The following is a 13128-nucleotide window of genomic DNA, read 5'->3' on the forward strand; positions in this document are numbered from 1 at the left end:
CTCCAGCACTCACCAACTGTGCTCGAGGCCCGCACGCACTGGCATCGCACGCCTGCGTCTGTGCGGTCGGCCTCGGTTGGTGAGTGGCGCAGGTCCGGCCTGCCCGACCACCAGCCGGACCCGAGGTCGCGCGGCGGCCCGCGGGCGGGAGAGGATCGCGGCATGAGAGATCGGATGACTGCGGCCGCCAGCGAGTTGACGTACGACGCTCCCGCGGCGGACTGGCTGGCGGCGTTCCCGCTCGGCAACGGCCGGATCGGGGCGATGTGGTTCGGCGGCACCACGCAGGACCGGATCGCCCTGAACGACGAAACCTGCTGGTCCGGCAGCCCCGAAACAACCCGCCGACTCGCAACGCCGACCGGCGCGGTTGGCGCGGAGGCGGTTGAGGAGGTGCGGGCCGCGCTGGCGGCGGGTGACGTGCGTGCGGCTGAGGAGCTTGCGCACGGGTTCCACAGCGGGCACTCGCAGGCCTATCTCCCGCTGGGTGACCTGCTGCTGGACTTCGAGCCCGGCGGTGCGGTCACGAACTACCGGCGCCGGCTCGACCTGGACACCGCGGTCGCCCGCGCCGAGTACGAGGTGGGCGGCGTCGACGTCTGGCAGGAGGTCTTCGTCAGCGCGCCGGCGCAGGCATTGGTCCTACGTCTGGGCGCCTCGCAACCGCTGACGGTGACGCTCAGTCTCGCCTCGCAGCTCCGCGCGACCACGCAGACCCTCGGCGACAACGGGCTAGCACTGCTAGCAAACTGTCCGTCGTCAGTCGCGCCGCCCCACGGGAACGCCGCCGAGCCGATCCAGTACTCCGACGGGGACGACCGCGGGATGAACGCAGCCGTCGTACTGCGTGCGCACACCGACGGCACGCTCACGTCCACGAACAACCAACTGACCGTCAGCAACGCAACCCAACTCCTGGTAGTCCTCTCCACCGCCACCGGCTACGAGGACCCACACACCACCCCAACCCGCACCGCCGAGGAGTGCCAGCAGACAGCCGACACCGCAGCCCGCACCGCACTTGCCCACGATGTGTTGCGGGGCGAGCATGTCGGCGATTACCAAGGGCTGTTCCGGCGGTCCGTGCTTGTGCTTCCATCGGCCACGAACCTGACAACCGATCGAAGGCTCGTAGAGGCGGGGGACGACCCTGGGCTGGCCGCGCTGATCTACAACTTCGGGCGCTATCTGATGATCTCCAGCTCCCGCCCCGGCGGCTTGCCGACCAACCTGCAAGGGATCTGGAACGAGCACCTGCAGCCGCCGTGGAGCAGTAACTACACGGTCAACATCAACACCGAGATGAACTACTGGCCCGCCGAGACCACGTCCCTCTCCGAATGCCACCAACCCCTCCTCGACTACGTCAAACATCTCGCCGTAGCGGGACGCCGTACGGCCGAACACCTGTACGGCGCCAACGGCTGGACCGCGCACCACAACGCCGACGCCTGGTGCTGGACCGCCCCAGTTGACGGCGACCCGAAGTGGTCGAACTGGCCGATGGCCGGCGTCTGGCTGTGCCGCCACCTCTGGGACCACTACGCGTTCACCGGCGACCGCGAGTACCTGCGCGACGTCTGGCCGACGCTGCGAGGCGCCGCCGAATTCGCAAGAGACTGGCTGATCGAACTCCCGGACGGCACGCTCGGCACCGCCCCCTCCACCTCACCGGAGAACGAGTACGTCGCAGCAGACGGCAAACCCGCCTCGGTCACGACCTCGTCGACGATGGACCTGTCGCTGATCGCCGACCTGTTCGACCGCTGCGCGCAGGCGGCTGCCGAGCTCAACCTCACCGACCCGCTGATCGACGACCTCACAGCAACCCGCAAGCGCATCCCAGACCCGAAGATCGGTAGCCAAGGGCAACTACAGGAATGGCTGGCCGACCTGCCAGAGGCTGAGCCGCAGCACCGCCACACCTCGCACCTGATCGGCCTGCACCCCGGCGACCAGATCACCCCGGACGGTACGCCGGAACTCGCCGCGGCCGCCGCCCGCACCCTGGAGCTGCGTGGCGACAAGAGCACCGGCTGGTCGCTGGCCTGGCGAATCTCCTTGTGGGCAAGGCTCCGCGACGGCGCCGCCGCCCACCGCCTGGTCCGCGAACTGCTCACACCGGCCGCAGACTCGGGCACGGACTACGTCGGCGACGGCTCCGGCCTGTACCCGAACCTGTTCTGCGCGCATCCGCCGTTCCAGATCGACGGCAACTTCGGTGCGACCGCCGGAATCGCGGAGATGCTGCTGCAGAGCCACACCGGCGAGCTCGAGATCTTCCCCGCGCTCCCGGACGCATGGCCGGAGGGCGCGATCACGGGACTTCGGGCCCGCGGCGGTGTCGGTGTCGACCTCACCTGGTCCCCAGATGCGGCCAACGCCGTACTCACGGCCGACCGGGACACCACCGTCGTACTCCGGCACCGCGACCAGCGCGAGGAGGTGTCCCTCACCGCCGGCGTCCCACACACCTGGACAATTGCCGGATGAGCCACGTCATCGGCGTCGACATCGGTACCGGCAGTACGAAAGCTGTCCTGTGCACGCTCGAAGGGGAGGTCGTGGCGGTGGCGCGCCGCGACCACGCCCCGAGCCTGCCGCAGCCGGGCTGGGCCGAGATGGATCCCGAACGCGACTGGTGGAACGACGTCGTCGAGGTCCTCGCCGAGCTGGACTCCACGGACGTCTTGGCCGTCTGCGTGTCCGGTCTCGGCCCGTGCGTCGTCCAGACCGACGACGACCTGCGCCCGCGACGCCCGGCGATCCTGTACGGCGTCGACACCCGATCGACCCGCGAGATCGCCGAGATCACCGCGCAACTCGGTGCGGACGCCATCCTCGAGCGCTGCGGAAAGGACCTGTCCAGCCAGGCGATCGGGCCGAAGCTGGCGTGGTTGCGGCGCGAGGCCGGCGATGCGTGGCGGCCGCAGGATCGCTGGTTCAGCGCGCACACGTACGTCGTCGCGCGCCTCACCGGTGAATGGGTCCTCGACCACCACACCGCCAGCCAATGCGACCCGTTCTACGACATCCATCGCCAGGACTGGGCGACTGACTGGGTGCAAGCGGTCCTGCCAGGTCTCGCCCTGCCGCGCCTGGTGTGGCCGTCCGAACAGATTGGTGTCGTACGCCGGGATGCCGCAGCGCTGACCGGTCTGGCCGAAGGTACGCCGGTCGTCGCGGGGACCGTCGACGCGTGGGCCGAGGCGTTCAGTGTCGGCGTACGACGTCCTGGTGATCTGATGCTGATGTACGGCTCGACGATGTTCTTCGTCCAGGTACTGTCCGCGCCCACGAGCGTGCGCGGCCTGTGGACGACATCCGGCGTCGAACACGGATCGCACACGCTTGCGGCCGGGATGGCGACCTCCGGCACCGTCACAACCTGGCTGCAGGAACTCACCGGCGGTGCACCGTTCGAGACCCTGCTCGCGGAAGCGGCCGCCGTCCCCGCGGGAAGCGAAGGGCTCGTCCTGCTGCCGTACTTCAGCGGCGAACGAACCCCGATCTACGACCCGCTGGCCCGCGGCGTGATCGCCGGCCTGACCCTCCGGCACGGGCGCGGTCACCTGTTGCGTGCGGCGTACGAAGGAATCGCCTGCGGCGTCCGCCAGATTCTCGACCTCTTCGACGAGGTCAGTGCCGCAGGCACCGAAGGGCGGATCGTTGCCGTCGGCGGCGGCACGCAGGGCGGGCTGTGGACCCAGATCGTCAGCGACGTCGCGGGGATCCGGCAAACCGTTCCCCAGCAGACGATCGGAGCGTCGTACGGCGATGCGCTGCTGGCCGCGATCGGGATCGGGGCAGTCCCGCCGGACACCGATTGGACCAGACCGGATCACGTCGTCGGACCCGATCCGGCAACACGGTCGATGTACTCGACCTTGCTGCAGACGTTCACGGAGCTGTACCCGGCGACGCGTGCGCAGATCCACCGGCTGGCGCGGACGGTCCTTTAGGTCAGGTCGCGGACGTGCAGCACGGTTCCGCTGGGGAGATCGCGGTCGAGCAGCGACCAGATCGTCCGCGCGACGGTCTCGGGTTTCGCGAGGGCGCCGCGGGCCTGCATTTCGCGGAAGCGGGCCGACACCGGCACCTCGTCGGGGTCGGCTGCGCGCAGTTCGGCCTGCATGTCGGTGTCGATCGAGCCGGGCGACACGGCGATCACCCGGCAGCCGGGACTTCGGCGCTGCTGCTCCAGCCCGACCGTGCGCACCCACTGGTCGATCGCTGCCTTACCCGCGCAATAGCTGGATTCGCCTTCGTGCGGACGGCTCGCCGCGCCGGACGAGATCATGATCAGGTGCTGCTCGCAGTCCCGTCCGGACACCGCGCTGAGGAACGACTGCCCGAGCACCTGTCCGGCCGCCGAGTTCAGCAGCACGTTGCGCGTGTACTCCTCGGGGTCCACGTGATCCGCCGAGCCGAGCGGCGTCAGCGTCCCGGCGTTGTGGATGAACACCACCAGATCCGGGTCGTCGGCCTCGATCCGTTGCCGGAAGTCCTTCTCCACCACCGGCCACGACGCCGGGTCGGCCAGATCCACCGCGACGTGGTGCGCGCCCGGCGTGCCTCCGCGACGTGAGATGTCGATCAGTTCCGCGCCCTCGAACGGGATCGTCGCCGCCAGCGCAGCCCCCAGCCCCGCCGACGCGCCGGAGATCCAGACCAGAATCCGCCGCAGCCGCGTCATCGGCCGCCCGTCTCCGAGCGCAGGCAAAAATCCACCATCATGCAGTTCCCCCCTGCAGCCCAACTCCCTTGATGCAGAGACTACGTTGTGAAGTGCGTAAGTCGTACCCCTGTTGGCGTTTCTGACCACCAGCGATCGCGCAGTCGCCCGCAGCATGCGAGGCAACCCTCAGCGGGTACTCAGCGGGCTCACAGGAAGCTGTTGCCCGCAGCATCGACCAGCGGGTGAAGCGTTCGCGGCACTTCACGCAGGCGGCGGGTGTGGACGCGGACGGTGAACAGGCATCGACCCGTTGGCGGCCGCGGACCGGTCCGCGGCCACCAAGGGTGCAGTGACCTCAGGACTGGTCGTCCGGGATGTCGTCGTTCTGGCCGTCGAGGTTGTCCAGCTGGTCCTTGGCCAGGTCGGTGCCCTGGTCGATCTTGTCGCCGAACTTCCCGCCGGTCTTCTCGTCGACGAACTCGCCGGCCTTCTCGACGCCCTCGCCGACCTTGTCGCCGTGCTCGTCGACCAGGTCGCCGGCCTTGTCCTTCAGGTTGTCGAACATACCCATCGTGTTTCCCCGTTCTCTCGATGGTTGCCTTCCGCTACCGAAGCGCCGGTACCCGATCCGGCCGATCCCACACACCCGGCGCCGCAACGTGCCGGTGATCCGCGGGAAACCTGCGGAGTAGTTGAAGATGACATAACGGTCTGACAGGTTGCCGCCACGACCGGGAGGGGACTCGTGAGTCTCAGTCAGCCCACCGACGCCGAGCTGGACGTGATGATCAGGGCGCGTCTGGCTTCCATCGGAATCGATCTCGAGCAGTTACCGGCCGGGAGCGCACCGGATCCGGACACCGGGAGCCCGGGCCGCGACTCGGTGCTCGCCGGCCTGCGCAGCTTCATGCGTACGACGGTACTGCCGTTGAGCTCATACAAGTTCGCCGCGGACGCCCGCCTCGCTCAGCAGGCCGCGCCGCCGAAGCTGTACCCGTCCATCGACGTGGCCCGGGAGGCACGATGAGCGCGCCGCAGGACACCCAGGTCGATCGGCGTTCGTTCCTCCACCGCGCGAGCGCACTGGCCGCCGCCACGGCGGTCGGCTCGATAGCACTACCGGCGGTCGCGCACGCGTCCCCTGCGTCGACGGGTACGGCGTCGTTGGTCGACGTACCGGCGAGATCGGTGGATGTCAGCGAGCTCACCATTGCCGAGGCCGCCACGTTGATCCGCAAGGGTAAGCTGAAGCCCGAACAGTTGATGGAGGCTCATCTGGCGCGGATCACCGCGTTCGACGCCGTCTACCAGGCCTTCAACCTGGTGCTCGCCGACGAGGCGCTCGCTCGGGCCCGGGCGCTCGGCCGGACCCGCGGCGGCGCGCTGCACGGGATCCCGCTGGCGATCAAGGACAACTACTACACGCGGGGTGTGACCACGACCGCGAACTCGTACCTGTTCGCCGACTTCGTGCCACCCTTCGACGCGACCGCCGTACGACGGTTGACCGCAGCCGGCGGGATCGTCGTCGGCAAGACCCAAATGGGGCCGTTGGCAACCACCCGGGCGACCACGCCGGACGGCCGGATCACCACCGTGAACGCGTGGACGCCGAACAATCCCAGCACGGACCCAGGCGGTTCGTCGTCCGGGTCGGCGACCGCGGTCGCGGCGCGGCTCGTAACGTCGGCGGTCGGAACGCAGACCGGCGGCTCGATCACCGCACCCTCGAACGCACAGAACCTGACCGGACTGAAGCCCACCATGGGCCGGGTCTCCCTGCACGGCATCGTGCCGCTGAGCTACACACGCGACCACCCGGGCCCGCTGGCGCGCGACGCGATGGACGCCGCGATCATGCTGACTGCGATGGCAGGCGAGGACCCGGAAGACCCAAGAACACAAGGACTTCCGCCGGTACCTGACCTCGTTACGGCCGCCACACCGGTGCGACAGGGCCGGGCACGTTGGCGGACCCGGATCGGCGTGATCCCCGGATTCACCAGCGGTACGTCGGAAACCGCAGTCGCCCGTACGACGGCACTCGACGTCCTCGCGGGAATCGAGGGACTGTCGGTCGTCGACGTGACCATGCCGGACGAGTGGGACCTGCTCACGAACGCGGCCTTCAACAACGTCCGGCTCCCCGAACGCAGCGAGCCGTTCCTCCCGATGCTGCAGTCGGACCTGCGCGGCTTCGGTGTGTCCGTGGTGGGTTGGTTGCAGGGCGCGCTACTCGGAGCCAACGAGTTCCTGATCGGTCAGCGCGCGAAGGTGGTGCTGTTGGAGCGGGTCCTCGAGGACTTGTTCGAGCAGTGCGACGTCGTGGTGCAGACGTCTCCGACCCCGTTCGATGCGCTCGGTCTGCCGGAGCTGGCGTTGCCGATCGGCTTTACCGCGAGCGGCGTACCGATCGGCACGATCCTCGGCGGCAAGCCGTTCGGCGAGGATCGCCTGCTCGCCGTCGCCGCCGCCTACCAGTCCGTCACCGAGTGGCACCATCGCCGCCCCGCGGATCCGACCGCAGCCCCCGCCGCTCTGCGGTCTGCCGAGAAGCAGGACCGCGGCCGAATCCACGCCGAGGAAGTCCCCGACTTGATGCAGTAGATCAGCCGAAGTAAGTCTGTGACTGGGCGATTCGGCCGTTGCTGGCCCGCAGTACGCCGTACCCGGTGGCGATGGTCGACTCGGTGTCGGTGAGGTTCCAGCTGAACAAGGTGGCGTCGTGATGGGCGTGGATCACCTTGTCCAGTTGGAGCCGCAGGGTGCCGAGCTTCACCCGGGCCTGGCCGATGGCCGTGATGGCGGCGTCCCGGCCGTGCGCGGTCCAGTCGGGATCGACCATCTCGACCGATTCGTCCAGCAGCGTCTTCAGACGGGCCGAACGGCTCTCGTCGTCGGTGTCGTTCCAAGCCTCGAAGTATTCGGTGACGAGGTCGGGCATGGGAGGTCCTTTCGGTGCAACGGTCGGTTTCAGGGTTTTGGTGAGGATGGCGCCGGCGATGCTGACGGCGGCCGCGATCAGGAGGGCGGTCCGCAGTCCGTCGAGGAGGCTGGTCGGTGAGCCGGCGATCGCGACCAGTACGGCGAGGCCGAGCGCCCCGCCGATCTGTTGTGCAGCGGTAGCCATGGCGGACGCCGTGCCCTGCTCGCCGGGCTGAACGCCGGTCGCGGCGGCAGCGAACATCGCGGGGAAGGTGATTCCGCCGCCGATGCCCCAGACGACCAATCCTGGCAGCACCGTCCAGATCGAACCTTCGCTGACCATGCCCGCCGCGAGGACGGCGAGTCCGGCTCCGTTGATCGCCAAGCCGATGAGCAGCGTGCGGGGGATGCCCCACCGCGCGATCAGCGGCGCCGTACCGCTCAGCGATGCGGTGGCCGAGACGACGGTCAACGGAAGGAACGCGAGCCCGGCGGCGAGTGGACTGTAGCCGATCACGTTCTGCAGGTACGTGGTGAAGAGGTAGTACGCGCCGCCGAGCGACGTCTGGAACAACAGGATCACCAGCATCGCCACCACCAGGTGACGTGACGTCATCAGCCGTGGCGGAACGAGCGGGCTCGTCGTCCGCTTCTCGACGAACCCGAACAGTGCGAGCAGTACGGCGCCGGCGACCAGCGCTCCGCCGCCGCGGACTGACAGCCAGCCGGCCGCCGCGCCGTTCACCAGCCCGAGGACGAGCAAGGAGGATCCGGTGGTGACCACGGTGGCGCCGAGCAGGTCGAAGCCTTCCTTCCGGGGAGTACGGCGTACCGCGGGAATCACCTGGGGCGTCGTGATCGCCACCGCCAGGCCGATCGGCACCATCACGTAGAAGACCCAGCGCCAGCCCCAGGCGTCGGTGAGGACGCCGCCGAGGAGGGCGCCGGCGGCTAGCCCCGCACTCCCTGCTGCGCCCCAGGCGGCGAGGGCCTTGTTGCGCGCGGCTCCTTCGGGGAAGGTCGTGCTGATCAGCGCCAGCGAGGCAGGGCTGAGCAGGGCGGCGCCGAGGCCCTGGACGGCCCGGGCAGCGATCAGAACGCCTTCGTTGCCGGCGAATCCGGCACTCAGTGAGGCGAGGCTGAACAGGGTCAGGCCGAGCGCGAACATCCGGCGGGCGCCGAGCAGGTCCGCGGCCCGGCCGCCGAAGAGCAAGAACCCGCCGAAGCCGACGGCGTACGCCGTGACGACCCACTGGAGGTTCTGTGGACTGAAGGCGAGCGCGCGGCCGACGTCCGGCAGCGCGACGTAGACGATGTTGTAGTCGAGAGCGACCAGGAACTGGCCGAGCGCGAGCACGGCCAACTGGAGCGCGGGAGATTTTCTCACGGTCGTTTCCTCAGCTGCGAGCATTGGCTACACGCCGAGCAAAGATTGAACGGCGTGTAGGAACTGCACGGAGCATAGAACATGATCGGTGTAGAGTGTCAACTGTGAGCGAGCTGACGACCAGCAGGAGGGCCCGGTTGCGGGCGGAGACCGCGGCCGAGATCAAGTCGGTCGCGCTCCGGGCGCTGACCGAGAACGGCCCGGGGGCGATCTCGCTGCGCGCGATCGCCCGGGACATGGGCATGACCGCCGGCGCGATCTACAGCTACTTCGACACTCGGGACGCGTTGATCACGGCCCTGATGATCGACATCCACAACTCGCTCGCGGACGCCGAGCTGGCGGCGTTCTCGGCGGCTCCTGCCGACGATCCCGGCGCCCAGCTGCGGGCGATCGCCGTGGCGTACCGGGACTGGGCGGTGTCGAACACGGCCGAGTTCCAGCTGATCTACGGCGACCCGATCCCCGGGTACCGGATGCCGGCGGACGGCCCCGCTCGCGAGGCCGCCCACCGGGCGTGCGTCCTGCTGACGAACATCGTCGCGCTCGGATGGGAGGCCGCCGCTCCCACCGAGCCGGCCGGCACTGTCACGTGGACCGACCTGGATCCGGTCCTCGCCGCCGAGATCCAGCAGACCCACCCGGGCCTTCCGCCGGAGGCACCGGCGCTCTCGATCCGCCTGTGGGCGCGCATCCACGGCCTGGTGACGCTGGAGATCTACGGCCACCTGAACAATCTGACGCCGCGGCCCGCAGTCGTTTTCGCCGCCGACATGCGGGCCCTGACAACCGCGCTGAACTGGAGTTAGAGCGCGAACGGATTTCGGTCCGCGGCGATCGCGGGAAGGAGCGTTTCGGCGAACTTGGCGTACAGATGGCGCTGGAACATCGGGCCGAAGGTGACCCGGGCGACGCCACGGGCTGCGTAGTCCGCGATCGAGTTCGCGCCCTGCCCGTAGCCGGCGTTCACCGGGCCGCCGACTTCCCTGACCAGCGTTGCGAGCAGGTCGAGGTCGCCGACGCCGATCGGGTACACACAGTCGGCGCCCGCAGCAAGGTACCGTTTTCCGCGATCGACCGCGGTCCGTACCTGCTCGTCCGCCGTACCGGCCTGGCGGATGAACGCGTCGATCCGGGCGTTGACGACCAGCGCGTCACCGGCCGCGGCGCGGACCGCGGCCAGGAAGTCCGCCTGTTCGCTGGGGTCGATCATCGCGCCGGTTGCCGGGTCGGAGTCCTCCAGGTTGAGTCCGACGGCACCGGTCGCGAGGAAGCGCTCCACGAGTTCGTCGGGAGCCAGCCGGTACCCGCGTTCGAAGTCGACCGTGGCCGGGACGGACACCGAGTGCGCGATCCGCGCCGCGCCCGCCAGTACGTCGTCGACGGGCGCGTGCTCGCCGTCGTCGTACCCGAGGATCGCGGCCGTCGCGTTGCTGCTGGTCGCGACCGCGGCGAAGCCGGCCGCCTCGACCATGCGGGCCGAGGCTGCGTCCCACGCGTTCGGTATAACGAGCGGTGTGCCGGGAACATGCAGTTCCCGCAGAGTGGTTGCCAAGGACATCAAGATCTCCCATGGATCAGGGGCAGCCCGAAGGCCGGGAACAAAGCAGGTTGGTGGAACGCGAGCACGGCCGAGATCGCGTCCTTCGTGCACGTCAGCACCTTGATCGAGTGCGCGTGGAACAGGTCGTCCGTGCCGCGGATGTACATCGCGAAGGCCGGTTGGCCGTTCGCCGACGTCTCGACCATGACCCGTCGGCCCGGACCCGGACGCAGCTTCGCGTCGAGCAGCCGCAGTACGTCGGAACGCCCGCTGAACCAGGTCGGGATCGGCGGCATCTCCCACCGCGCGTCCGCGCTGAACAGCCCTTCCAGTACGACGAGATCCTTGCTCTCCATCGCGGCCTGGAACTGGTCGAGCAACGCCCGCCGCAACGGTTCGTGCGGCTCGCTCAACTCGTCCTCCCGCGGCCGCAACCGGGCGAGCTCGGCCCGTGCGCGTTGCAGTGAACTGTTCACCGCGGCGGTTGTTGTGTCGAGCAACGATGCGACGTCCGCAGCCGGCCAGGTGAGTACCTCGCGCAGGATCAGTACGGCGCGTTGCCGGGGCGGAAGGTGCTGCATCGCGGCGACCATCGCCAGTCGCAGGCTCGCGCGATCGCCGACCACCGTGGCCGGATCGGCCCCGAGCAACTGGTCCGGGAACGGCTCCAGCCACGGCACCTCCAACGCCTGTGCGTGCAACTCGTCCGGATTGTTGCCCGGGGCACCCAGCGCCGACGGGACGACCCGCCGGCTGCTGTGCTGCAGGAGGTTCAGGCAGACGTTCGTGGCGATCCGGTACAGCCAGGTCCGGACCGACGACCGGTGCTCGAAGTCCGCGTGACCACGCCAGGCGCGCAGGTACGTGTCCTGGACGGCGTCCTCGGCGTCGTGCAGCGAGCCGAGCATCCGGTAGCAGTGCGCTACCAGCTCGGCCCGGTGCTGCGCGAACTCCTCCTCGAGGTTCATCCGACTCCTTCCACCGCCTTCGTCGCGACGAGGTTGTCGGTCCGACGGCGGGCCGCGATCGCCAGTCCCGAGAGGGCCCCGAGCAACGACAGTACGCCGCCTCCCGCGAGCGCCCGGCCGAAGCCGTCGCCGGTGTAGCCGCCGGCCGCCGTGAACACCGACCCGAGGACCGCGACCCCGGCCGCGCCGCCGATCTGACGGTTCATGCTGTAGATCCCGGACGCGATCCCGACGGCGTCCCGGGGCAGCGCCGCCATCGCCGCGCTCTGCGCCGCGGGCATCGCGAGCGAGATCCCGCAGCCACAGATCACGAGCGGTACGACGAGTTCGTAGTAGTGGTCCGCGCCACGGCTGACCCAGAACATGCCGGCGGTCTGCAGCGCCATACCGATCACGACCAGCGGGCGCTCGCCGATCCGGTCGACCAGCCGCCCGGCGATCGGGCCGACAATGAACAGCGTCGCGGTCCACGGCAGCAGTTGCAGACCGGCCTTGAACGGCGCCGATCCGAGCACGGCCTGCATGTACTGCGACAGGAAGAAGACCGCGCTGAACAACGCCGCGCTGAGGAAGAACCCGGCCGAGTTCGCCGCGCTGAACGTCCGGTTCCGGAAGAACGCCGGCGGCACCATCGCATGATCCGTCCGCCTCTCCCACCACCCGAACGCCACCAGCATCACGATCCCGATCGCGAACCCGCCCAGTACTTCGGTACTCGTCCAGCCGGCCGACTCACCGCGCACCGTGCCCCAGACCAGCCCCAGTACGGCGAGACTGATCAGCACCGCGCCGACCAGGTCGAGCCGTCGCGCCGGGCCGGTGCTCTCCGGGATCCTCGTCAGCACCAACGCGATCGCGACCGCGCCGATCGGCACGTTGATCCAGAAGATCCACTGCCACGACAGCCCTTCGGTGACCGCGCCGCCGATCAGCGGCCCACCGAGTACGGCGATCCCGGTCACGCCGCTGAACACACCGATCGCCTGACCGCGCCTCTCCGGCGGGAACGCCGCCCCGAGCAGACTCATCGCCAACGGCATCACCATCGCCGCGCCGACGCCCTGCACGGCCCGGGCCGCGATCAAGAACGGCAGCGTGGTGGCCACCGCGCACGCGACCGACGCGGCGGTGAAGAGCGCCAGCCCCGCCGCATACGTCCGGCGCCGGCCCAGACGGTCGCCGATCGCGGCAGCCGTCATCAGAAGCATCGCAAAACTCAGCCCATAGGCATTGACCGTCCACTCCAACTCCTCAGCCGATGCACCGAGGTCGGCCCGGATCGTGGTCAGCGCCGCAGCCACCACCAGGGTGTCCAACGCCACCATGACCGACCCGAGCGAGGCCAAGCCCAAAACCCATCGTTGTTCTCTAGTCACACCTGTACAGACCAGCGCGACCCCCCGAACTCATCGCTCCGATGACCACAAGTTTCCAGCCCGCGCGATCCGGGCCGCACCCCAACGGCGGGGAAACAAATTTGCAAATGGAGCCTGTTGCAGAATCGGCGTGGCGTTGGTGACTATAACCAGGCCGGTGTTCGATTGTTTGGTATGGCGAAGTTGTATCGGCCGGTTGATCGTGGTCAGGGGTTCTTGTTGCCGCCGGACATGGCCGATTGGCTGCCGGA

The 13128-nt window shown here is 69.0% G+C and carries 11 protein-coding genes; 5 read left to right on the forward strand and 6 right to left on the reverse strand.

Annotated features, from left to right (window positions below; genetic code table 11):
- The first annotated feature begins 162 nt into the window (after positions 1-162).
- The gene (locus ACWF0M_RS34675) at positions 163-2493 is read left to right on the forward strand and encodes a glycoside hydrolase family 95 protein (RefSeq protein ID WP_452239979.1); all 2331 of its coding nucleotides are present in this window, start codon (positions 163-165) and stop codon (positions 2491-2493) included.
- A complete protein-coding gene (locus ACWF0M_RS34680) occupies positions 2490-3962 on the forward strand; it encodes an FGGY-family carbohydrate kinase (RefSeq protein ID WP_452239980.1) in 1473 nt (490 codons plus the stop codon). Before ACWF0M_RS34675 ends, ACWF0M_RS34680 begins: the two co-directional genes overlap by 4 nt.
- Here the strand turns inward: ACWF0M_RS34680 and ACWF0M_RS34685 are convergent.
- On the reverse strand, positions 3959-4723 hold the full coding sequence (locus tag ACWF0M_RS34685; RefSeq protein ID WP_452239981.1) for an SDR family NAD(P)-dependent oxidoreductase: 765 nt from the start codon (positions 4721-4723) through the stop codon (positions 3959-3961). The genes ACWF0M_RS34680 and ACWF0M_RS34685 overlap by 4 nt on opposite strands.
- A 310-nt stretch (positions 4724-5033) precedes the next feature.
- Complete coding sequence (locus tag ACWF0M_RS34690; protein ID WP_452239982.1) at positions 5034-5249, reverse strand: antitoxin; 216 nt, start codon at positions 5247-5249, stop codon at positions 5034-5036.
- A gap of 174 nt (positions 5250-5423) precedes the next feature.
- On the opposite strand from ACWF0M_RS34690, the gene ACWF0M_RS34695 reads away from it, so the two are divergent.
- A complete protein-coding gene (locus tag ACWF0M_RS34695; RefSeq protein ID WP_452239983.1) occupies positions 5424-5705 on the forward strand; it encodes a hypothetical protein in 282 nt (93 codons plus the stop codon).
- Complete coding sequence (locus ACWF0M_RS34700) at positions 5702-7285, forward strand: amidase (protein ID WP_452239984.1); 1584 nt, start codon at positions 5702-5704, stop codon at positions 7283-7285. Before ACWF0M_RS34695 ends, ACWF0M_RS34700 begins: the two co-directional genes overlap by 4 nt.
- Position 7286: 1 nt before the next feature.
- Here the strand turns inward: ACWF0M_RS34700 and ACWF0M_RS34705 are convergent, their stop codons facing one another.
- Positions 7287-8990, reverse strand: a complete 1704-nt coding sequence (locus ACWF0M_RS34705; protein ID WP_452239985.1) for an MFS transporter — start codon at positions 8988-8990, stop codon at positions 7287-7289.
- A 104-nt stretch (positions 8991-9094) separates the two neighbouring features.
- Between ACWF0M_RS34705 and ACWF0M_RS34710 the strand changes: the two genes are divergently transcribed.
- On the forward strand, positions 9095-9799 hold the full coding sequence (locus tag ACWF0M_RS34710; protein WP_452239986.1) for a TetR/AcrR family transcriptional regulator: 705 nt from the start codon (positions 9095-9097) through the stop codon (positions 9797-9799).
- On the opposite strand, the gene ACWF0M_RS34715 is transcribed toward ACWF0M_RS34710, so the two are convergent.
- The 3 genes from ACWF0M_RS34715 to ACWF0M_RS34725 are packed head-to-tail and all read right to left on the reverse strand — an operon-like array spanning position 9796 to position 12847.
- Positions 9796-10551, reverse strand: coding sequence for an isocitrate lyase/PEP mutase family protein (locus tag ACWF0M_RS34715; RefSeq protein WP_452239987.1), 756 nt, complete (start codon positions 10549-10551; stop codon positions 9796-9798). The two genes, ACWF0M_RS34710 and ACWF0M_RS34715, sit on opposite strands and share 4 nt — an antisense overlap.
- Positions 10551-11501, reverse strand: a complete 951-nt coding sequence (locus ACWF0M_RS34720; RefSeq protein WP_452239988.1) for a sigma-70 family RNA polymerase sigma factor — start codon at positions 11499-11501, stop codon at positions 10551-10553. The genes ACWF0M_RS34715 and ACWF0M_RS34720 overlap by 1 nt, the downstream gene beginning before the upstream one ends.
- Positions 11498-12847, reverse strand: a complete 1350-nt coding sequence (locus ACWF0M_RS34725) for a DHA2 family efflux MFS transporter permease subunit (RefSeq protein ID WP_452239989.1) — start codon at positions 12845-12847, stop codon at positions 11498-11500. The genes ACWF0M_RS34720 and ACWF0M_RS34725 overlap by 4 nt, the downstream gene beginning before the upstream one ends.
- Positions 12848-13128 lie beyond the last annotated feature (281 nt).

The organism is Kribbella sp. NPDC055110 (assembly GCF_053607525.1).